Here is a 21,085-nt window from a genome sequence, read left to right as displayed (position 1 = left end):
CGGCGCTGCGGTGTGACGGCGGCCTTGACGGGGCTTGGGGGTGCCCTTATAGGAGCGCACTCCTAATTTGACAGATGCCGCATGCGGGATCGTCAGGCTGCCCTCGTGGCCTGCGGCGCAACGGCATGAAACGTGAAGGAAGTCCACGATGTCGCGTCGGTGCGAACTTACCGGGAAGGCGGTTCTGACCGGCAATCTCGTGAGCCACTCCAACCGCAAGACCCGTCGGCGGTTTCTGCCGAACCTGGTGAACGTCACGCTCACCAGCGATCTGCTGAAGCGGTCGGTGAAGCTGCGCGTGAGCGCCAATGCCCTCAAGACCGTCGATCACCGCGGCGGGCTCGATGCGTTCCTGATCAAGGCCAGCATGGACGACCTGTCGCCCAAGGCCGCCGATCTGAAGCGCGCCGTGGCCAAGGCGACCGTCGCCGCCGCCGCCGCTTGAGTGCGATGAACGTCGCCGGCACGAAGATTACGGTTTTCCGGCTGGCCGCTCCCGTCATCGCCATGATGACGGTGGTGGCGGCGTCCAACGTGCTGGTGCAATACCCGGTACAGCAGTTCGGCCTTGCCGAGGTGCTGACCTGGGGTGCGTTCACCTATCCGATCGCCTTTCTCGTCAATGACCTGACCAACCGCCGCTTCGGCCCCGCCGTGGCGCGGAAAGTGGTGTATTTCGGGTTCGCTCTCGCCGTGGTGCTGTCGATCGCGCTGGCGACGCCGCGCATCGCGCTGGCCTCGGGCTCGGCCTTCCTGGTCGGCCAGCTGCTCGACATCACGGTCTTCAACAGGCTGCGCCGCCTCAGCTGGTGGCAGGCGCCGCTCGCCGGCAGCCTGTTCGGCTCGGCGCTCGACACCGTGCTGTTCTTCTCCCTCGCCTTCGCCGGCGACGCGGACATGTCCTTCTCCGTCACCTACGCGTCCACCGGCATCACCGTGCCGCTGTGGGTGGGCCTCGCCTTCTTCGATTTCCTGGTGAAGGCCGGCTGCGCGCTGCTCGCCCTCGTGCCTTACGGCGCCTTGATGGGCTGGCTGAAGCCGTGGAGCGGCGCGAGCGCCCAGGGTTCGGCGCGCTGATCTTCTGACGCCGCCCGTGCGCGGGTCTGGCCACGCGCCGTTCTGGCCGCGTCTTCCCGCCTCGCTTGCCCCGACATTCTCCCGCCGATATTTGTCCGGTCACTCCATCACCGCGAAACGCAGCAGCAAAGTGCGCTGGAGCGGGGAGAAATTGTCGTCGGACAGCAGGGTGAGGATCAGCTCGCCCGCCGCGTTCCGGTGCAGCGCGATCCCCTCCATATTGTCGATCGCCGCGGTGCCGCTGGCCTCGATCAGCACCTCGCCGCGAATAAGCGCGCCGGGCCGGATATCGGCGAGCGGGAAGCGGCGGATGCGCATGAACACGCCGCGCAGCATGTCGAAGCGGCGCTCCAGCAGATAGACCCGTCCATCATCGGACAGCGCGGCATCGGTGGCGGAGAAGCCGTCGATGCGCTCCACCGCGAATGCGCCGAGCGGCGCGGGCCTGTCCAGCGGGCCGAACAGGAAGCCCGGCAGCACGGCGGGATCGCTCGGGCTTTCCTCGGCGATGATGATCAGCGGGGCCGGCGCACCCGGCGTTCCCGCCGGCGGGGCGAGCAGCGCCTCCAGGCTTTCATTGCCGCCGAGCGTCGCCAGTTGCGGATCCGCGAGAAGGCGCCGGCCGGTCGCGCGCAGCGGATCGTCCCCCGCGAACGACCAGACTTCCTGGGCATGCTCGATGCCGGCGAGGAAGCCGCCGGGAACCCGCGCAAGCGATTCGATGTCGCCGCGCCCCTGCCGCCGCAATTCGCCCCCGCCGGCCGCCCGGAGCGGCGCGAGGAACGCCGCGTGGATGCCGGTTGGCCGATCACCCTCCGCTGCGATCCGCCCCGTCAGCCAGAAGCCGCGATCGGTAACGGCGGCCATTCCCTGCCCGTCCGCATCCAGAACGAGGCCCGACAGCCCGCCGAAATCGCGCGCGGGGGACGTCAGCACCAGCCCGCCGCGAAATTCTAGCGGCCCGAGGCGGTCGGTGCCGGTGGGCAGGAAGCGCTCGATCGGCGTTGCATGGATCTCGATCGGCACCGCCTGCGCGCGGGCGGCGGCCGGCGCGGCGAGCAGAAGGAGAATGGCGAGGGAACGGCGGAAGGGGATCGGCATGTCGGATGTCGCTTCGCGTCAGGGGAGCATGCGCCGCACGAGCCCGTCGCGGCGGATGAAGTGGTGCCATAGCGCCGCCGCCACATGCAGCGCGACGAGGCCGGCGATGAGATAGGCCAGCACGACATGTACCGGCCCGGTGCCCAGCTGCTTGCCGAGCGCGGTCACGGTGAGGGCGCCGAGAAGGGGCTGCACCAGGATGGCGAGATAGAGCAGGCCATGCGTGGCATGGGCGACGATCTGCGTAACGCGCGACAGGCCTTCGGGCAGCGCCGGGGCGCGGTGGGTCAGGCGCCAGGCGATGCGCAGCACGGCCAGCGCCAGCACCCCGTAGCCGGAATAGAGATGGAAGCGGAACAGATAGAAGCGCGGCTCCGTGCCGCGATCGAAAAACCCCCAGCTCCAGCCGGTCGCGAACTGCACCAGTACCAGCCCGGCGACGGCCCAGTGCAGCAGGCGGGCGATGCGGTCGTAGCGATCGGTCATGGGCAGGCTCCGGCTCGGCGAATCGCGACAGGGTGGGCGGCGGCATATTGCGGTGCAAACGACTTCCGTGCCATGTCACGGGTCATGGGACGCGGCATGCGCCGGTTTCGGGCATGGCCAAAACTTGTGCACCCGCGCCGGCCCGGATGTCGCGCGGGACGGCATCGAAACGCGAGGGGTCAGGAGACGCTTGTGGCGCGCGCTGCATCATCGGACCGCATGGCGGCGGCGCCCCCGCCGCCGGAGGGGGCCGCCGAACCGCCCGCCGGCCGGAAAAGCTCGCGCTCGGCCACGCCGCGCACGCCCCGCCGGGCCCGGCAGGTGGAGGCCAAGCGCACCGCCATCCTCGATGCCGCGCTCGGCCTGTTCTCGCGGCTCGGACTGCACGGCACCACGGTCGAGCAGATCGCCGAACAGGCCGCCGTCTCCAAGACCAACCTGTTCTACTATTTCGCCTCCAAGGAGGAGGTCTATGTCGCGGTGCTCAGCCGGCTGCTCGACGAGTGGCTGGCGCCCCTGCGCGCGCTGGAGCGCGACAGCGACCCGGCGAAGGCCATTGGCGAGTATATAAGGCGCAAGATCATGTTCTCGCGCGCCCACCCGGAAGCCTCGCGGCTGTTCTGCCTGGAGATCGTGCGCGGCGCCCCGCTGCTGCGCCGGGAGTTGGAGACATCGCTCAAGGAACTGGTCGACGCCAAGGCGGAGGTGATCCGCGCCTGGACCGAGTCCGGCCGGCTCGCCCCGGTCGATCCGCGCCACCTGATCTTCGCCATCTGGGCCACGACGCAGCATTATGCGGATTTCGCGGCACAGATCGATGCGCTGCTGGAAACAGGGCTGGACGACGAGGCCTTTGCCGAGGAGGCTGTACGTAATATCCAGCGCATCATCCTCGACGGCCTGCGTGTACGCTCGCCCGACTGAAGCGCCGTTCAGGGGACGCTCGCTCATGCACCGCCGAGGCTTTCTGCGTTCCGCCGCCGGCGTGTCGCTGGCAACCTTCTTCGCCGTTCCGGCGGTCAACACCCAGCAGCTCGGCACCCGCACGCTCGATGTCGAGGCGCTGCTGTTCGATCCCGACGCGCCGAATGGTGGCAATGCCAAGGGCGACGTCACCATCGTCGCCTTCTTCGACTATAATTGCGGCTATTGCCGCAAGGCCTCGCCCGCGCTGGCGCGGCTGCTGCGCGAGGACGGCAATATCCGCCTCGTCTACAAGGACTGGCCGATCCTGTCGGAAGCTTCCGTCGTCGCCGCCCAGTTGGCGCTCGCCGCGCGCTACCAGGACAAATACGAGATCGCCCACCGGACGCTGATGGAACTGCCCGGGCGTTCGTCCACGGAGCGGATGATGGCGGCGCTGGCGGGCGCCGGGATCGATCGCAAGCGCCTCTCCATCGATCTCAAGGCTCATGCCGGCGACATTGGCGGGCTGCTCAAGCGCAACAACGAACAGGCGCTGGCGCTGGAACTGCCGGGCACGCCGGTCTACCTGATCGGCCCGTTCAAGGTGGCCGCGGCGCTCGACCTGCAAGGGTTCAAGGACGTCGTGTCGGATGCCCGCCAGCGCGCGGCGGACAAGTAGCGCCCTCCGGCGGGGGGCGGCCCGGCTCGCGGCCCGGCCGCAAGGCCGCCGCGGGGACCGACCCCGCGACGGCGGCGGATGCGTCAGCGTCGGTCAGAGACCGAGGCAGACATATTTGACGTCGAGATATTCATCGAGCCCGTATTTCGAGCCCTCGCGACCGAGGCCGGATTCCTTGACGCCCCCGAACGGGGCGACCTCGGTGGTGATGACGCCGGCATTCACCCCGACCTGGCCGTAGCGCAGCGCCTCGGTGACGCGGAAGGCGCGGGAAAGGTTGCTTGTGTAGAAATAGCAGGCGAGGCCGAACTCGGTGTCGTTGGCCAGCCGCACCGCCTCGTCATCGGTCTCGAAGCGGAACACCGGCGCGATCGGGCCGAAGATCTCCTCGCGGGAGAAGTTCATCTCAGATGTCGCGTCGGCGATCACGGTCGGCTCGAAGAACTGGCCGCCGAGCGCGTGGCGCTTGCCCCCCGCGACGACCCTGCCGCCCTTGGCGAGCGCGTCGGCGATGAAGCTCTCGGTCTTGGCGATCGCCTTGTCGTCGATCAGCGGGCCCTGGGTGACGCCCTCCTCAAGGCCGGAGCCCACCTTGAGCGTGGCCGAGGCGGCGGCCAGCTTCTCGACAAAGGCGTCATAGATGACGGCCTGCGCATAGAAGCGGTTGGCACAGACGCAGGTCTGGCCCGAATTGCGGTACTTGGAAGCCAGCGCGCCTTCCACCGCCTTGTCGAGGTCGGCGTCGTCGAAGACGATGAAGGGCGCATTGCCGCCCAGTTCCATCGACACGCGCTTGACCGTGTCGGCGGCCTGCTTCAGCAGGATCTTGCCGATCGGCGTGGAGCCGGTGAAGGTGATCTTGCGCACGATCGGGTTCGCCGTCATCTCGCCGCCAATCGCGGAAGCCGAGCCGGTGAGGATGTTGACCACGCCGGCGGGATAGCCGGCCTGTTCGGCCAGCACGCCCCAGGCAAGGCCGGAATAGGGGGTCTGCGTCGCCGGCTTCACCACCGAGGTGCAGCCGGTGGCCAGAGCCGGGCCGATCTTGCGCGCCAGCATGGAGGACGGAAAGTTCCACGGCGTGATGGCCGCGACCACGCCGACCGGCTGCTTGATGGCGAGGATGCGCCGCTCGCCCCAGGGCGAGGGGATGACATCGCCATAGGCCCGGCGGGCTTCCTCGGCGAACCACAGCACATAGGCCGCGCTGGCCCCCACCTCGCCCATGGATTCGGCCAGCGGCTTGCCCTGCTCGACGGTGAGCAGTTCGGCCAGCGCGCGCTGGTTATCCATGATGGCGGCATGCAGGCGGCGCAGCAGCTTGGCGCGCTCGTCCGCCGTGGTGCGGGAGAAGCTCTCGAACGCCCGGTCGGCCGCCGCGATGGCGCGCACGGTCTCGGCGCGGCCGGCATTGGGCACGGTGCCGATCACCTCGCCGGTCGCGGGATTGGTGACGTCGATGGTGGCGCCGCTATCGGCGCCCTGCCATTCGCCGTCGATGAAATTCGCCTCGCGCTTGAAATCCGACCAGTTCATGAGCCCTGCTCCTTCTTCGGCGCCGGCCCTCATGGCCGATGCCGCGTGAAGGCTATCTACCGCCCGCGCATGGGCGCGACAACGCCCATGTGATCACACCGCATGTGGCCCGCTCGCGCTGTCGGTCGCCGCGCGAGATGGAAGCGCGCAGCCCTCCGCCCTCCCCTCGCACCCCCGGGCCGGCGCCGGGCGGGCCCCGTCTATTCCGCCCCGCTATCGACCAGCGGGGTGAAGCCGCCGAAGATCATGCGCTGGCCGTCGAACGGCATGTCGGTCATGTCCTTCATGCGCGGGTCGTCCATGAACGCCTTCATGCCGGCATCGCGCACCTGCCTGGACGGCCAGACGATCCAGGAGAACACCACCGTCTCCTCGGGCGTCGCCTGCACGGCGCGGCGGAAATCGGTGACGTCGCCGTCGGGCACGTCGTCGCCCCAGCATTCCACCAGCCGCAGCGCTCCATGGTCGCGGAAGATGACGGCGGCCTTCTCCGCCATGACGCGGTAGGCTTCCTGGTTGGCGGTGGGCACGGCGACGATGAATCCGTCGATATAGCTCATCCTGTGCTCCTGTCGGTCAGCCATGCGCGATGGTGCGCCACGCGTCACGAGGCGGCGTCGTAGCCGGAAGGTTTTCCGTTACCATCCCCGCTCGTGGCCGCGCTGGCGGCGCCTTCCGCACCGACCTGACCGGCCTGGCCGGTCCCCTGCGCGGCGGCTTCCGGGTCCATCCAGACCGACTCCCAGATATGGCCGTCCGGATCCTCGAGGCTGCGGCTGTACATGAAGCCGAAATCCTCCTTCGGCGCGGGATCGGCCATGCCGCCGGCGGCCACCGCCCGGTCGATGACGGCATCCACCGCCGCGCGGTTCTCCTGCGAGAGCGCGAGCAGCACCTGGCTGGTGGCGCGCGCGTCGGCGACGGGCCGGGGGGTGAACTGGGAGAAGCGCGGATGGGTGAGCAGCATCACGTAGATCGCCTCCGACAGCACCATGCAGGCGGCGCTCTCGTCGGAGAAATGCGGGTTCCGCGTCGCGCCCATCGCCTCGTAGAAGGCCACCGAGCGGGCTAGCTCGGCCACGGGCAGGTTGACGAAGATCATCCGTGTCGAAGCGTTCATGGCATCCCTTCCCTAACGTTCGTTTCGCTGCCCGTCCGTATCGCCTGCGCGCCTCTTTCGCCGCAGCCTGTTTTGAGGCGATAAAGGGCGCTGGCGGGCGGGGACAAGCCGTCGCGCGATGAAAATGACGTAGCGGCGGCAACGGCGCGGTGGCGGGCGCCGCGCGCAAGGCCGCCCGGATTGCCAACCACGCCAAGGGACGCGCATGGCAGCCTATCTCGTGACCTTCGAACTGGCCGACCCCCGGCGGACGCAACGGCTGATCGCGGAGCTCCGGCAGATGTCGTGGACCCAGCTCGGGCCGGCGGCCTATGCCGTCATGACGGACGAGACCGACGAGGAACTGTTCTTCCGGCTGCGCGAACTGGTCGAGAACGGGGAGAGCCTCTACGTCGTGCTGCTGCGCAAGCCCTATCGCGGCATGGGGTTCCGGGAGGTGAACCACTGGCTGGAGCAGAACCTGCGCTGGTAGACGGCACCACGCGGAGTGGGCCCGGCCGGCCAAAAGAAAAGCCCCGGCTCGCGCCAGGGCTTGTCCGTTTCGTCGTTTCGTCGGGCCGCTCAGTTGTTGCGGTTGCCGAACAGCTGCAGCAGCATGACGAAGAGGTTGATGAAGTCGAGATAGAGGGTCAGCGCGCCCATGATCGCCTTGCGGCCGGCCACCACGTCGTCGTCGCCGGCGAAGTACATTTCCTTGATGCGCTGCGTGTCATAGGCGGTGAGGCCGGAGAAGATCAGCACGCCGGCGACCGAGATGACGAACTGCATCATGGTCGAGGCGAGGAAGATGTTCACCACCATCGCGATGATCAGGCCGAACAGGCCCATGACCAGGAACGAGCCCATCGCCGAGAGGCTGCGCGTGGTCGTGTAGCCGTAGAGGCTGAGCGCGCCGAAGGCCGCGGCGGTGATGAAGAACACCCGCACGACGCTGTCATGGGTGTAGACGAGGAAGATGGACGACAGCGACACGCCGATCAGCGCGGCGTAGATCCAGAACACGCCCTGCGCGGCACCCACGCTCATGCGGTCGACGCGGAAATTGAGGAAGAGCAGCGCCGCGAAGGGAGCGAAGATCACCACCCAGCGCAGCGGGCTCATGAACAGCGCCACGCCGAGATCGGTGAGGTAGAGGCCCGGCGCGATGGCGGCCGCGGTCGGCACGCTGGAGACGGCGAGCATGTAGATGCCCAGCGCCGCCGCGCCGGTGATGGCGAGGCCGAGCGTCATGTAATTGTAGACGCGCAGCATGTAGGTGCGCAGGCCCTGGTCGAGCTCGGCCTGCGACCGTGCCGCGCCGGCTCCGAAGCGCGGCACGGAAGCGTTGCGGTTGAAGTCGGACATGGTCGAACCCTTTTCCCCGGTTTCCGGCATTCCCGCCGCCGGCCGGGAGGCGCGGCGGCAAACGGAATTTCACCTGGAATATGAGGGCCGCCCCGCCCCGCCGCAAGTGAAGTTTGCGACAGGATCCACGCGGCGCCGTCGCCGGGACGGAAGCCATCCCGCTCTTACAGGTTGCGCAGGATGCGCGCCGGCTTCTGGCCCAGCGCCCGCCATGTGCCGATCAGCCCGAAGCCGACCGTGAGCACCAGCGCGGCCGCCACCGCCCCCAGCGCCGCGCCGGAGGACCAGGCGAAGGGCAGGTTCATCACACGGGTGACGACGACGAAGGCCGCGATCGCCCCCGCCCCCACCGCCACCAGCGCCGTCACCAGCCCCAGCGCGGCATATTCCAGCGCATAGGCGCCGATCAGCCGCGCGCGGGTGGCGCCGAGCGTCTTCAGGATCACCGCGTCATAGACCCGGTGGTGCTGGCCCGCCGCCAGCGCCCCCGCCAGCACCAGCACGCTGGAGAGCAGCGTGACGAGGCTGGCGCCGCGGATCGCCAGGATGAGCTTGGAGGCGATGTCGCTGAACTGCGCCAGCGCCTCCTTCACCCGCACCGCCGTCACCGCGGGAAATTCGCCGGCCACCGCGCGGGCAATGCTGCGCTCGCCGGCCGCGTCGCCCCCGCCGGGAAAGGCGAGCGTGGCGAGCGAGGTGTGCGGCGCGCCCGCGAAGGTGTTGGGCGAGAACACCATGACGAAGTTGATGGCGAGCCGATCCCACTCCACCTTGCGCAGATTGGCGATCCGCGCGGTGATCGGCCGGCCGAGCACGTTGACGCTGACGCTGTCGCCGACCTTGAGCCCGAACGCATCGGCGATCTCGCCCTCGAAGGAGACCAGCGGCGGGCCGGCATAATCGGCCGGCCACCACGCGCCGGCGGTGACGCTGGACCCCTCGGGCAGGGCTTGCGAATAGGTGATGCCGCGATCGGAAGAGAGCACCCAGGCGAATTCCGGCGGCGGGGTTATGCTCTCCACCGGCCGGTCGCCGAGCGTGATCAGCCGGCCGCGCAGCATCGGCACGATCTCGACCTTGCCCTCGGGCGCGTGCGCCCTGAGAAAATCGGCGAAGCGCTCGCTCGCGCCGCTGTCGATGTCGAGAAAGAAGAAGCTCGGCGCCGCCGCCGGCAGCCGGCCGGTGAGTTCGCGCGTCAGGCTGCGGTCGATCAGCGCGAGCGACACCAAAAGGGTGAGGCCGAGGCCGAGCGAGAGCACGACGGTCGGCGTCAGCGCCGCCGGGCGATGAATATTGGCCAGCGCCAGCCGCGCCACGGTGGAGCGCGGGCGCGGCAGCCGGCGCGCCACCGCCATGATGCCGAGCCCGACGAGGCGCAGCGTCACCAGCACGCTGGCGGCGGCGATCAGGTAATAGACCGCGATCCGCCGCTCCTGCGAGGCGGCGATGGCCAGCCCCGCCAGCGCGGCGATGGCGAGCGCGGTCAGGATCACGTAGATGCGGCGCGGCCGGCGGCGGGCGGTCTCCACATCGTCGCGGAACAGCGCCGAGACCGGCACGTCATGGGTCATGCCCAGCGGCCAGAGCGCGAAGGCCAGCGCGATCAGCCCGCCATAGCCGAGCGCCAGCGCCAGCGCCGCCGGCTGCAGGCCGGGCTCGATCGGCACCGGCAGCAGGTAGCCGAAAGCGCCGGCAATGAGAAAGGGCAGCACCGCCCCCACCACGAGGCCGATGGCGATGCCCATGGTGGCGATCAGCCCGACCTCGACGAGATAGATGGCGAATACCGTGCCGCCCGGCGCGCCGAGGCTCTTGAAGGTGGCGATCACCGCGCGCTTGGCGTCGAGATGGCTTTTCACCGCATTGGCGACGCCTACCCCGCCGACCAGCAGGGCGGTGAGGCCGACAAGGGTCAGGTACTGGGTGAAGCGCTTGACATTGTCTTCCAGACGCGGCGCCGCCGCCTCGCGCGTGCGCACCTCGAAGCCGGCATCGGGCGCCGCCGTCTTCACCCCCTCGACAAAGGCCGCGAGCCGGCCGGGATCGGCGAGCCTCACGCGGTACGTCCAGCGCGCCAGGCTGCCGGGCTGGATCAGCTTCGCCGCATCGAGCCCGGCGAGCGAGACCAGCAGGCGCGGGCCGAAGCCGAAGCCGGTGGCGAGCGCGTCCGGCTCGCGCTCGATCAGGCCGGCGAGCCGCAGGTTCGCCTCGCCCAGCTGGAAGCGGTCGCCCAGCTTCAGCCCCAGCCGGTCGGCCAGCGCGGGGTCGGCCAGCGCGCCATAGGCGCCGTCCCGCTCGGCCAGCGCCTCGCCAAGTGGCTGCGGCGGGGCCGTCTCCAGCGTGCCGACCATGGGGTAGGCGCCGTCCACCGCCTTCAGCTCGACCAGCGTGGATTCGAGCTTGTCCCCCTCCCCCGCCCGCGCCATGGCGCGCAGCGTGGCGATGGTGGAAACCCGCCCGCCGGCGGCGAGCAGCCGGAGTTCGTCCGGGCTCGCCTGCCGCTGCACCAGCGAAAAGGCCGCGTCACCGCCGAGCAGCGCCGTGCCCTCGCGGGCGAGCCCGTCGGTGAGCGCACGCGAGAAGGAGCCAACGCCGGCAATCGCCGCCACGCCCAGCGCCAGGCAGCCGAGAAACACGCCGAAGCCGCGCACCCCGCCGCGCAGTTCACGCAGGGCGAAACGCAGGGCCAGCGCCAGACGGAACCGCAGCCCGGCACCGGCACGCACCGCGCCGGCCGGGGAAGACGTCGCCGCCAGCGTCATGCCGACACTCCCGCCGGGATATCCGCCAGCGCGTCAGCCGGCAGGTCCGCGGATGCGCCCGATTGCGCCGCATCCGGCTCGATCTGGCCCGAGCGCAGCCGCACCGTGCGGTCGCAGCGCCGGGCCAGGGCCGGATCATGCGTGACGATGACCAGCGTCGCCCCCCGCCGCGCCTGGGCGGCGAACAGGAGGTCCATGATCTGCTTGCCCGTCGCCTCGTCCAGATTGCCGGTCGGCTCGTCGGCAACCAGGATGCGCGGCTCGGGAGCCAGCGCGCGGGCCACCGCCACGCGCTGCTGCTCACCACCCGAGAGCTGGGCGGGATAGTGACCCTGCCGGTGGCCGAGGCCGACCGCGGCGAGTTCGGCGGCGGCGCGCGCGAAGGCGTCCGCCCGCCCGGCCAGTTCCAGCGGGATGGCGACATTCTCGATCGCCGTCATGGTCGGGATGAGATGGAAGGCCTGGAAGACGATGCCGACATGGCGGCCGCGAAAGCGCGCCAGCGCGTCCTCGTCGAGCCGGGTGAGCTCCTCCCCCGCCACGTGCACCGAGCCGCCATCGGCCCGCTCAAGCCCCGCGAGCACCATCAGCAGGCTCGACTTGCCCGAGCCCGAGGGGCCGACCAGTCCCACCGCCTCACCTTGGCCAATGGCGAGAGATATGCTTTTGAGGATGTGGACACGCGCCGCGCCGGCGCCGAGGGAGAGTTCGACCCTGTCGAGGCGGATGGCGGGCGGATTGGCCAGAGGGCCCGGTGCCGGCAAGCTATTGGAGTTCGGCTGCATGTCTTTGTGTGCGTTCCTCGGCAACGTGACCGTCCGGCCCCCCGTGCCTGCACCATATGGCGGCGCACATCGATCGGGAAAGGCCGCCCGGCCTCATTGGGCGCGGCTGCTCGCGCTCGCGCTCATCGGCCTGTTCGCCCTTGCAGCACCCGCGCAGGCCGCGCCGCTGCGGCTCGTGGCCTTTGGCGACAGCCTTACGGCGGGCTATGGCCTGCCGGCCAACCAGTCCTTTCCGGCCCGGCTGCAGGCCGCGCTGACGCAGGCGGGACACGATGTTTTGATCGAGAATGCCGGGGTTTCCGGCGACACGACCAGCGCCGGGCTGGCCCGGCTCGACTGGTCGGTGCCGGATGGCACCGACGGGGTGATCCTTGAACTCGGCGCCAATGACGCGCTGCGCGGGCTCGATCCTTCCATCCCCGAGACGTCGCTCGACGCCCTTCTGGCGCGGCTGAAGGCGCGCGGCATTCCCGTGCTGCTGGCCGGCATGCTGGCACCGCCCAATCTGGGGCAGGCCTATGGCGAGCGGTTCAACGGGATCTATGGCCGGCTGGCGGCCAAATACGACGTGCCGCTCTACCCGTTCTTCCTCGACGGCGTGGCCGGCCACCCCAACCTCGTCCAGCCGGACGGCCTGCATCCCACGGCCCAGGGGGTGGACGTGATCGTCGCGCGGATCCAGCCGGCGGTCGAGGCCTTCCTCGCGCAGCTCAAGGCGCGCAAGGACGGCTGACGCGGACGGGCGACAATGCGGCCCTCGGGTGTGGCCCGCCCGCGCTCGACAAGGCCGGAGGCGTCCGATATCGCTCGCGCCGGGGGACGGCGCCCGCCGTGCCGCGGCTCCCCCGATCGCGGCGATCGATCCGGGGCTCGATGAAGTACAGAAGCGAAATCGACGGACTCCGGGCCGTGGCCGTGCTGCCGGTCATCCTGTTCCACGCCGGGGTGAGCGTGTTCAGCGGCGGCTTTGTCGGCGTCGACATCTTCTTCGTCATTTCCGGCTATCTCATCACCACCATCCTCATCGCCGACCTTGAGCGCGGGCAGTTCTCGATCCTCACCTTCTACGAGCGGCGGGCGCGGCGCATCTGTCCGGCGCTGTTCCTGGTCATGGCGGCGTGCCTGCCCTTCGCCTGGGCGTGGATGGGGCCGCTGGAGCTGCGCGATTTCGGCCGCAGCATCGTCTCCGTCGTGTTTTTCGTCTCCAATTTCGTGTTCTGGCGCGAGGACGGCTATTTCTCCGCGCCGGCCGAACTCAAGCCGCTGCTGCACACCTGGAGCCTTGCCGTCGAGGAGCAGTATTACCTGTTCGCGCCGGTCTGCCTCTTCCTGCTGTGGCGCTTCGGCAAGAAGGCGCTGTTCTGGGCGACGGTGGCAACGGCGCTCGCCAGCCTGGCGCTGACCGAATGGGGCTGGCGCCATGCGCCGAGTGCCAATTTCTACCTCACCCCGTTCCGCGTGTGGGAGTTGCTGGCCGGTTCGCTCTGCGCCATGCGGATGACGTGGCGGGCGCCGCGCGGCAATGACGCGCTGGGTGCCGCCGGGCTGGCGCTCATCCTGTTCGCGATCTTCCGCTTCGACGGCAAGACACCCTTCCCGAGCCTCTACGCGCTGGCCCCCGTGGGCGGGGCGGCGCTGATCATCCTCTATGCCCGGCAGGGCACATGGACGGCGCGGCTGCTCTCGCTGCCGCCTCTGGTCGGCATCGGCCTCATCAGTTACAGCGCCTATCTCTGGCACCAGCCGCTCTTCGCCTTCGCCCGCATCCGCGCGCTGGCAGCTCCCCCGGAAGCGTTGCTGCTGGGATTGGCGGCGCTGTCGCTGGTGCTCGCCTATCTGAGCTGGCGTTTTGTCGAGCAGCCGTTCCGTCGCGGGCCGCTCCCCTGGCTGCCGGGCCGGCGCGTGCTCGTCGCCTCCTGCGCGGTGGGGACGGTGTTCGTCGCGCTGGGCCTCTATGGCAGTCTCACCGGCGGCCTGCCGGAGCGCTTCCCCATCCCCGCGCCCGGCAGCCGCGAGGCGATGCTGCTCGACACGCTGAAGGGCAACGAACTGGGCCAGGATTGCTGGCCGGACGGGCTGAAGCCCGGGGCGCCGCGCAAAGCGATCCTGTGCCCCATCTTCACGCCGGAAAACCCCCGGCGGCGCATCCTCGTGATCGGCGACAGCCACGCGCACATCCTCCTGCCGGCCTTCGCGCAGATCGGCAGGACCGACGCGGTCTCGTGGATGGGTCTCGCCAGCTGCCCGCCTTTCCTCGGCGTCACGGTGCGCGGCGCCGCGTTCGGGGCGGGCGTGTGCGAGCCCTTCGCCCGTCAGCAATATGAAACGGTCAAGGCCGGCGGCTACGACATGGTGGTGCTGGTCTCGGCGTGGTCCTACTACCTCAACAGCCTGAGCGAGGGGCCGCCGGACAGCGCCTCCATGCTGCCGCCGGACAGCGCCCCACCGGAGGCCCGCCCGCCGGATGGCGGCGCGCCCGGCGGGCCGACGCTTGCGGGCTCGAAGGCGGTGTTCGCCCGCTTCATCCCGCGCACCGTCCGGGCCTATGCCGATCTCGGCGTCACCGTCGTGCTGATCGACCAGGTTCCCGAACAGCCCGCCTTCCCGCAGAAGGTGCTGCGCCAGGCGGTCTATCTCGGCCGCAGCGGCGGAGTGTCACCCGAGCAGTTCGAACAGGCGGTGCGGGAGACGTCGCAGAGCGTGGCGGCCGACACGGCGGCGCATGGCTTCGCCAGCGCCGTGCTGTCCCGGCTCGCCGGCGCCAATGTCTGGGTGCTGTCGTTCAAGGACCTGTTCCAGCAGAACGGCGTGTATCTCTGGGGCGACCGCAACGGCAGCTATTATTTCGACAATAACCACCTCTCGCTCTATGGCGCGCGCTTTGTCGAGACCAGCCTGACGGCGGCCCTCACCCGGATCGAACAGGCGACGGCGCGGAATTGAACATATCCCCTCCCTGACGAACGCCCCACATCCCGCCCGGCATCTTGCCCGCCGGGCGTGCGGCGCCTATCCTCAACCCACCCCCTCCCCTCGAAAACCCGATACATCGCCATGCATTATCGCCCGCTCGGCCGCACCGGCCTGGAGGTCAGCGCCATCTGTCTCGGCACCATGACCTTCGGCCAGCAGAACACCGAAGCCGAAGGCCATGCGCAGCTGGACTATGCGCTGGACCGCGGCATCAACTTCCTCGACACCGCCGAACTTTACTCGATCCCGCCCAAGCCCGAGACGCAGGGCTCCACCGAGCGGGTCATCGGCTCGTGGCTCAAGGCGCGCGGCACCCGCGACAAGGTGATCCTTGCCACCAAGGTCTGCGGCCTGTCCGAAATGACCTGGTTCCGCGACGACGGCGCGCCCGCCCGCCCGACACGCGGGCAGATCCGCGAGGCGGTCGAGAAGAGCCTCCGGCGCCTGCAGACCGACTATATCGACCTCTACCAGTTGCACTGGCCCGGCCGGCCCATGGCGGAGTTCGGCTCCAACCCCACCCGCTGGACATCGGCACCGGGCGAGGAGACGCCGATTGCCGAGACGCTCGATGTCTTCGCCGAGCTGGTGCGGGAGGGCAAGGTGCGCCATGTCGGCCTCTCCAACGAGAGCGCCTGGGGCACGATGCGCTACCTCGCGGAGGCCGAGCGCTCGGGCGCGCCGCGCGTCGCCTCGATCCAGAACGCCTATCACCTGCTGAACCGCACCTTCGAGACCGCGCTCGCCGAGGTGAGCCTGCGCGAGGCGGTCGGCCTGCTCGCCTATTCCCCGCTGGCGCAGGGTTTTCTCACCGGCAAGTACCAGAAGGGCGCCCGCCCGCCCGGCGCGCGCTCGACGCTGTTCGATCGCGGCCAGCGCTACCAGAAGCCGGGCGCGGAAGCGGCGATCGACGACTATCTCACTATTGCCCGCGAGGAGGGGCTCGACCCCGCGCAGATGGCCATCGCCTTCTGCCTGTCGCGCCCGTTCATGACCTCGGTCATCATCGGCGCCACTTCGATGGCGCAGCTCGCCACCGATATCGACGCCATCGATGTGGCGATCACGCCGGAAATCGAGGCGAAGATCGACGCAGTGCACCAGCTGCGCGGCAATCCCTGCCCGTAGCGCCGGAGCCGGCGGCACGCACGCCCGGCGGGATGAGCATCCCGCCGGCCATTGTCCGGGGCCTGTTTCCCGGGGCCTGTTTCCCGCGGCCTATTTCTCGGCGCCCGGCGCGATGCCGTGGCGCGTCATCAGCGGCATCTGCGCCATGGCGAAGATGAAGGTCAGCGGCAGGTAGCCGAAGGTCTTGAACGCCACCCAGGCATCGGTCGACACGCTGCGCCAGACGATCTCGTTCACCACAGCCATGACGAGAAAGAACACGCCCCAGCGGATGGTGAGGACGCGCCAGCCCTCATCGGTCAGTTCGAACACGTCGCCGAGCACATAAGGCAGCAGCGGCTTGTTGAACGCCAGCCCGCCGAGCAGCGCGATGCCGAACAGGGCGTTGACCATGGTCGGCTTCATCTTGATGAAGTGATCGTCCTGCAGCACGAGGGTGAGCGTGCCGAACACCAGCACCACTCCCGCCGACACCAGCGGCATCACCGCGATCTTGCGCGCGAGATACCACATGGCCGCCAGCGCGATCAGCGTCGCCAGCATGAAGGCGCCGGTCGCCGCATAGATGCCGCCCTTGGCATTGGCGATGAAGAACACGGCGAGCGGGCCCATCTCCAGCGCGAACTTCGTCACCGGGTGCAGGCGGCGCAGGACCCGGGTCCCGGCATCGCCGGCCTCGGGCCGGATCATGTCCGACCCTGTCCTGTTGGTCGCGGTCCTGTCGGTCGCGGTCCTGTCCGGCTTCATCGTCTCGGGGCTCGTCATCGCGGCATGGCTCCTTGAGGTCGGCGCAAGGGGACGCCCCTCAGGCGGGCTTGTCCAGTTGCTTCAGCCAGCGCTTGGCCTGCGCGCGGACATTCTTCGGCGCGGTGCCGCCATAGGAGACGCGGCTCGCCACGGATTTCGCCACCGAGAGCACGCCGAATACCTCATTGGTGATGCGTGGCTCCACCTCTTGCATGTCGGCCAGCGACAGCTTGTGCAGCGCCACGTCGCGGCCCGCCGCCAGCGCGACGATGCGGCCGGTGACATGGTGTGCCTCGCGGAACGGCAGGCCGAGCACGCGCACCAGCCAGTCCGCGAGGTCGGTGGCGGTGGAATAGCCCGAGCCCGCGGCGTCCTTCATGCGCTTCTCGTCCGGCACCATGTCGCGCACCATGCCGCTGGTGGCGGCGATCATCAGCGAGAGGGTGGAGAGCGCGTCGAACGCGCCTTCCTTGTCTTCCTGCATGTCCTTGGCATAGGCGAGCGCGAGGCCCTTCATTACCATCAGCAGCCCGGAGAACGCGCCGGCGATGCGGCCGATCTTGGCGCGCACCAGTTCGGCCGCGTCCGGGTTGCGCTTCTGCGGCATGATCGAGGAGCCAGTGGTGAAGCGATCCGAGAGCTTGAGCAGCCCGGTGAGGGGCGAGGTCCAGATGACGATTTCCTCCGCGAAGCGCGAGAGATGCATGGCCGCGATCGAGGCCGCCGCCAGCGTCTCCAGCACGAAATCGCGATCGGACACCGAATCGAGCGAGTTGGCGGTCGGCCGGTCGAATCCCAGCGCCTTCGCCGTGGCGAAGCGGTCGATCGGGAAGGAGGTACCGGCCAGCGCCGCCGCGCCGAGCGGGCATTCGTTCAGCCGCGCGCGGGCGTCCCGGAACCGGCCGCGATCACGCCCGAGCATCTCGACATAGGCGAGCAGGTGGTGGCCGAATGTCACGGGCTGGGCGGTCTGCAGATGGGTAAAGCCCGGCATGACCGTGCCGGAATGCACCAGCGCCTTCTCCACCAGCGCCTTCTGCAGGTCCTTGAACTGGGCGTCGAGCGTGTCGATCGTGTCCCGGACATAGAGCCGGAAATCGGTCGCCACCTGGTCGTTGCGCGAACGGGCGGTATGCAGCCGGCCGGCCGCCGGGCCGAGCAGCACGGCGAGGCGCGATTCGATGTTCATGTGAATGTCTTCCAGCGCGCGCTGGAAGGTGAAATCGCCCGCGTCGATCTCTGACAGGATCGTGTCTAGACCGGCGACGATCTTTTCGGCATCAGCCTTGTCGATGATCCCCTTCGCCGCGAGCATCGAGGCATGCGCCTTCGACCCCGCAATGTCCTGCGCATAGAGGCGCTGGTCGAAACCGATGGAGGCGTTTATCTCCTCCATGATCGCGTCGGGGCCGGTCTCGAAACGGCCGCCCCACATCTTGTTGCTCATGCTGACTTTTCTCCGCGAGGACGGCCATGACCGAACGACCTGAGGATGCGACGCCCCCCGAAGGGCGGGGCACGGCGCGCGCCAAGGGCCGGTTCGCCCTCATCGTGGCGGCCGCGCTTGTGCTCGGCGCCGCTGCCGGGCTGGCAGGCGTATACGGGATCGGGGGCGGGGGGCGCAACGCCGTTGCGCAGCACGAGGCGCCGGCAGCCCCGGAAGAGGCCACCATAGCCGCGCGCGGGGGCGATGCCGCCTGCACCGCCGCCAGCGACACCGGCCGCCGCATCGCCGATCTCGCCAAGGGCGAACTCGCCGCCTTCGCCCCGACACTCAAACCGACCCGCATTCCCGATCTCGCCTTCCTCGCCCCCGACGGCACGCCGAGCAGCCTGTCCAAAGTGGGGGGCGACGGGCTGAAACTGGTCAACATCTGGGCCACCTGGTGCGTGCCCTGTCGCAAGGAAATGCCCGCGCTCGACGAATTGCAGGGCACGCTCGGCGCCACGACGGCGACCGGCAAGGATGCAACGGCGCTGCCCGGTTTCGCGGTGATCGCCATCAATATCGACCAGCGCAATCCCGAAAAGCCGAAGACCTTCATGGACGAGACCGGCATCCGGCATCTGGCGCTCTATACCGACCCCAAGGCGCAGGCCTTCCAGGACCTGCGCGCGGTGGGGCGCGGCTTCGGGCTGCCGACCACCATGCTGATCGACGCGCAGGGCTGCGAGATCGGCCATATTGCCGGGCCGGCGGAATGGGCGAGCCCGGACGCGGTGGCGCTGATCGAGGCGGCCCGCCGCGCGCCGGCGGGGCTATAGCGCGTTCGAGCCTCGGGCGACGCGTTCCGCGCCGAGGGGAGGCCGTGGTGAACCGCCGGAACCTCCTCGCCCTCCTCGGGGCACCTCTGCTGGGCGCGCTTGCCACCGGCACGAGCCGGGCGGATGCGCCGGCCTCCGCTCCCTGCCGCGCGCCCGGCCGCGCGCCCGACGCGGTGCTCCCGCTGTGGCCCGGCACGCCTCCCGGCGGCGGCGGCCCGCGGGGCGCGGTCGCGAGCGGCCCGCGCGACGCCCGGCGCACCATCGCCCGCCCCAGCCTGACGCTGTTCCACCCGGACCGGCCGACCGACACGGTGATCCTCATCGCCTCCGGCGGCGGCTACCGGCGGATCGAGGACGGAAACGAGGCGCTGCCGGCCGCACGCTGGCTCGCCGGGCGGGGTATCGCCGCCGCCGTGCTCGATTATCGCCTGCCGGGCGAGGGCTGGAAGGCGGCGGCGGCCGCGCCGTTGCAGGATGCGCGCCGCGCGCTGCGGCTCATCCGGGCCGGCGCGAGCGGGACCGCGCCCACCCGCGTCGGCCTGCTCGGCTTTTCCGCCGGCGCGCATCTGCTGGCGCTCACCGCCGGCGCCGCGCCGATGGGCGACTATCCCCCGGTGGATGCCACCGATGCGACGGTGGGAAGCGCGGATTTCGCCGCCTTCATCTATCCCGTGCTGAGCCTTTCCCCGGACCTGACGCCGACCTCGACGCAGCGCCTGCTGGCCGGTCGCCACCCTTCGCCCGGGGAGGCGGCGCGCTGGTCGGCGGAGACCTATGTCACGCCCGCCTTTCCCCCGAGCTTTCTGGTGCAGGCGGCGGACGACCCGGTCAGCGATCCCCGGCAGGCCCCGCTCATAGCTCGCGCCTGTGAAGGCGCCGGCGTGCCGGTGGAACTGCACAGGCTCCCCTCCGGCGGGCACGGCTTCGGCATGGGCCGGCCCGGCACCCCCAGCGCCGACTGGCCGCGCTGGTACGCCGCGTGGCTGGCTCATCCCGCGACCTCGCACGGCTGAAACCCGGCGAAATCGGGTAGGCGAACGCCGCGCGAGGACGTATGACCCTGCGCGAGCCGGCTCGCCCGCCGCGGTCATCGGCCGATTGGGCGGGGCGGCGGGTCCCATCCGCCGCTCGCCCGTCCCGTGCGGAGTGGCCGCGTTCGCGCAGGAGCGTTGCATGTCCGCCTCCCCATCCGCCGCCCGTCCCGGCTCTCCGCCCTCGGTGGCGGGCGCGAGGACGCCGCTGTCGACGCCGCTACCCATGGCGGCCGGCGACTGGGGGGCGCTGGTGCTGCTGTCGCTGATCTGGGGCGGCTCGTTCTTCTTCGGCAAGGTGGCGGTGCAGGAGATATCCCCGCTCACCATGGTGCTGGGGCGGGTGTCCATCGGCACCGCGGCGCTGTTCGTCATCGCCCGGATCGGCGGCGTGCACGTGCCGCTCAACCGCCGCCTGATCGGCGAATTCCTGATCATGGCGGTGATCGCCAATATCATTCCCTTCGGCCTCATCGCCTGGTCGCAGCAGCATATTCCCAGCGGCCTGTCCTCGATCCTCAACGCCGCCACGCCGCTCTTCACCGTGCTGGTGGCGCAGGCCTTCACCCGCGACGAGAAGTTCACCGCCGGCAAGCTGGCCGGCGTGGTGCTGGGCTTTGCCGGCGTGGCGGTCATGATGGGGCCGGCGCTGATCGGCCAGCTCGGCGGCCATCAATTGCCGGCCCAGCTGGCGGCCATCGGCGCGACCGTGTCCTATGGTTTCGCCGCGGTCTATGGCCGGCGCTTCCGCCACCTGCCGCCGATCGGCGTCGCCATGCTGCAACTCGCCGCCTCAAGCGTGCTGCTCGCGCCCCTCGCGCTCGCGATCGACCAGCCCTGGACGCGGCCGCTGCCCTCCCCGCATGTGCTGGCGGCGCTGATGGGGCTGGGCGTGCTCTCCACCGGCATCGCCTATATCCTGTATTTCCGCATTCTCGCGCGCAACGGCGCGACCAACATCTCGCTCGTCACCTTCCTCGTGCCGGTGAGCGCCATCCTGCTCGGCGCGCTGTTCCTGGGCGAGGCGCTGGAGCCGCGCGAACTGGCCGGCTTCGCGCTCATCGCGCTGGGGCTGGCGGCGATCGACGGGCGGCCGGCGCGCTGGGTGGGGCGCGGGATGCGATAGGCTTGCAAAGCCGCCACGG

The 21,085-nt window shown here is 69.9% G+C and carries 20 protein-coding genes and 1 pseudogene; 11 read left to right on the top strand and 10 right to left on the bottom strand.

Annotated elements, in window-relative coordinates; genetic code table 11:
• Positions 1–148: 148 nt before the first annotated feature.
• Complete coding sequence (gene rpmB / locus QOZ99_RS11035) at positions 149–445, top strand: 50S ribosomal protein L28 (protein WP_306890017.1); 297 nt, start codon at positions 149–151, stop codon at positions 443–445.
• 5 nt (positions 446–450) lie between these two features.
• Positions 451–1,077 (top strand): queuosine precursor transporter, encoded by a 627-nt coding sequence (locus tag QOZ99_RS11030; RefSeq protein WP_306890016.1) that lies wholly within the window; start codon positions 451–453, stop codon positions 1,075–1,077.
• A gap of 99 nt (positions 1,078–1,176) precedes the next feature.
• Here QOZ99_RS11030 and QOZ99_RS11025 read toward each other — a convergent pair whose 3' ends face one another.
• Together QOZ99_RS11025 and QOZ99_RS11020 are read right to left on the bottom strand one after the other, a co-directional pair.
• Positions 1,177–2,178, bottom strand: coding sequence for an esterase-like activity of phytase family protein (locus QOZ99_RS11025; protein WP_306890015.1), 1,002 nt, complete (start codon positions 2,176–2,178; stop codon positions 1,177–1,179).
• A gap of 18 nt (positions 2,179–2,196) precedes the next feature.
• On the bottom strand, positions 2,197–2,664 hold the full coding sequence (locus QOZ99_RS11020; protein WP_306890014.1) for a cytochrome b: 468 nt from the start codon (positions 2,662–2,664) through the stop codon (positions 2,197–2,199).
• A 192-nt stretch (positions 2,665–2,856) separates the two neighbouring features.
• Between QOZ99_RS11020 and rutR the strand changes: the two genes are divergently transcribed.
• Together rutR and QOZ99_RS11010 are read left to right on the top strand one after the other, a co-directional pair.
• Positions 2,857–3,588, top strand: a complete 732-nt coding sequence (gene rutR / locus QOZ99_RS11015; protein WP_306890013.1) for an HTH-type transcriptional regulator RutR — start codon at positions 2,857–2,859, stop codon at positions 3,586–3,588.
• Between the two features lie 25 nt (positions 3,589–3,613).
• Positions 3,614–4,249: a DsbA family protein gene (locus QOZ99_RS11010; protein WP_306890012.1), complete on the top strand. Its 636-nt coding sequence runs from the start codon at positions 3,614–3,616 to the stop codon at positions 4,247–4,249.
• Between the two features lie 93 nt (positions 4,250–4,342).
• Here the strand turns inward: QOZ99_RS11010 and QOZ99_RS11005 are convergent, their stop codons facing one another.
• The 3 genes and pseudogenes from QOZ99_RS11005 to QOZ99_RS10995 form a co-directional block, all read right to left on the bottom strand.
• The gene (locus tag QOZ99_RS11005) at positions 4,343–5,785 is read right to left on the bottom strand and encodes an NAD-dependent succinate-semialdehyde dehydrogenase (RefSeq protein WP_306890011.1); all 1,443 of its coding nucleotides are present in this window, start codon (positions 5,783–5,785) and stop codon (positions 4,343–4,345) included.
• 200 nt (positions 5,786–5,985) lie between these two features.
• Positions 5,986–6,345 carry a DUF1428 domain-containing protein gene (locus QOZ99_RS11000; RefSeq protein ID WP_306890010.1) on the bottom strand — a complete coding sequence of 120 codons (360 nt, stop codon included), beginning with the start codon at positions 6,343–6,345 and terminating at the stop codon, positions 5,986–5,988.
• A gap of 137 nt (positions 6,346–6,482) precedes the next feature.
• A pseudogene (locus QOZ99_RS10995) lies at positions 6,483–6,905 on the bottom strand (VOC family protein); the annotation flags it as partial.
• A gap of 205 nt (positions 6,906–7,110) precedes the next feature.
• Between QOZ99_RS10995 and QOZ99_RS10990 the strand changes: the two are divergent.
• Entirely contained in the window at positions 7,111–7,377 is a 267-nt protein-coding gene (locus QOZ99_RS10990; RefSeq protein WP_306890009.1) for a hypothetical protein, read from the top strand.
• A gap of 89 nt (positions 7,378–7,466) precedes the next feature.
• On the opposite strand, the gene QOZ99_RS10985 is transcribed toward QOZ99_RS10990, so the two are convergent.
• The 3 genes from QOZ99_RS10985 to QOZ99_RS10975 form a co-directional block, all read right to left on the bottom strand.
• Complete coding sequence (locus QOZ99_RS10985; protein ID WP_183189014.1) at positions 7,467–8,249, bottom strand: Bax inhibitor-1/YccA family protein; 783 nt, start codon at positions 8,247–8,249, stop codon at positions 7,467–7,469.
• Between the two features lie 164 nt (positions 8,250–8,413).
• Positions 8,414–11,011, bottom strand: a complete 2,598-nt coding sequence (locus tag QOZ99_RS10980; RefSeq protein WP_306890008.1) for an ABC transporter permease — start codon at positions 11,009–11,011, stop codon at positions 8,414–8,416.
• Positions 11,008–11,796, bottom strand: coding sequence for an ABC transporter ATP-binding protein (locus QOZ99_RS10975; protein ID WP_306890007.1), 789 nt, complete (start codon positions 11,794–11,796; stop codon positions 11,008–11,010). The genes QOZ99_RS10980 and QOZ99_RS10975 overlap by 4 nt, the downstream gene beginning before the upstream one ends.
• Between QOZ99_RS10975 and QOZ99_RS10970 the strand changes: the two genes are divergently transcribed.
• From QOZ99_RS10970 to QOZ99_RS10960, 3 genes are all read left to right on the top strand, one after another.
• Positions 11,795–12,529, top strand: a complete 735-nt coding sequence (locus tag QOZ99_RS10970) for an arylesterase (RefSeq protein WP_306890006.1) — start codon at positions 11,795–11,797, stop codon at positions 12,527–12,529. The two genes, QOZ99_RS10975 and QOZ99_RS10970, sit on opposite strands and share 2 nt — an antisense overlap.
• 140 nt (positions 12,530–12,669) lie before the next feature.
• Complete coding sequence (locus QOZ99_RS10965) at positions 12,670–14,739, top strand: acyltransferase family protein (protein WP_306890005.1); 2,070 nt, start codon at positions 12,670–12,672, stop codon at positions 14,737–14,739.
• 111 nt (positions 14,740–14,850) lie between these two features.
• Positions 14,851–15,897, top strand: coding sequence for an aldo/keto reductase (locus QOZ99_RS10960; protein WP_306890004.1), 1,047 nt, complete (start codon positions 14,851–14,853; stop codon positions 15,895–15,897).
• Between the two features lie 90 nt (positions 15,898–15,987).
• Here QOZ99_RS10960 and QOZ99_RS10955 read toward each other — a convergent pair whose 3' ends face one another.
• Both QOZ99_RS10955 and argH read right to left on the bottom strand, forming a co-directional pair.
• A complete protein-coding gene (locus tag QOZ99_RS10955) occupies positions 15,988–16,587 on the bottom strand; it encodes a septation protein A (RefSeq protein WP_306890191.1) in 600 nt (199 codons plus the stop codon).
• 115 nt (positions 16,588–16,702) lie between these two features.
• A complete protein-coding gene (argH, locus tag QOZ99_RS10950; RefSeq protein ID WP_306890003.1) occupies positions 16,703–18,091 on the bottom strand; it encodes an argininosuccinate lyase in 1,389 nt (462 codons plus the stop codon).
• Positions 18,092–18,117: 26 nt separating this feature from the next.
• On the opposite strand from argH, the gene tlpA reads away from it, so the two are divergent.
• From tlpA to QOZ99_RS10935, 3 genes are all read left to right on the top strand, one after another.
• Positions 18,118–18,909, top strand: coding sequence for a thiol:disulfide interchange protein TlpA (tlpA, locus tag QOZ99_RS10945; RefSeq protein WP_306890002.1), 792 nt, complete (start codon positions 18,118–18,120; stop codon positions 18,907–18,909).
• Between the two features lie 47 nt (positions 18,910–18,956).
• Positions 18,957–19,922, top strand: a complete 966-nt coding sequence (locus QOZ99_RS10940; RefSeq protein ID WP_306890001.1) for an alpha/beta hydrolase — start codon at positions 18,957–18,959, stop codon at positions 19,920–19,922.
• A gap of 160 nt (positions 19,923–20,082) precedes the next feature.
• Positions 20,083–21,066, top strand: a complete 984-nt coding sequence (locus tag QOZ99_RS10935) for a DMT family transporter (RefSeq protein WP_306890000.1) — start codon at positions 20,083–20,085, stop codon at positions 21,064–21,066.
• The last annotated feature ends 19 nt before the right edge of the window (positions 21,067–21,085 follow it).

This window comes from Ancylobacter amanitiformis, assembly GCF_030814815.1.
Taxonomy (GTDB): Bacteria; Pseudomonadota; Alphaproteobacteria; order Rhizobiales; family Xanthobacteraceae; genus Ancylobacter; species Ancylobacter amanitiformis.
This window is presented reverse-complemented; position numbering and strand designations above follow the sequence as displayed.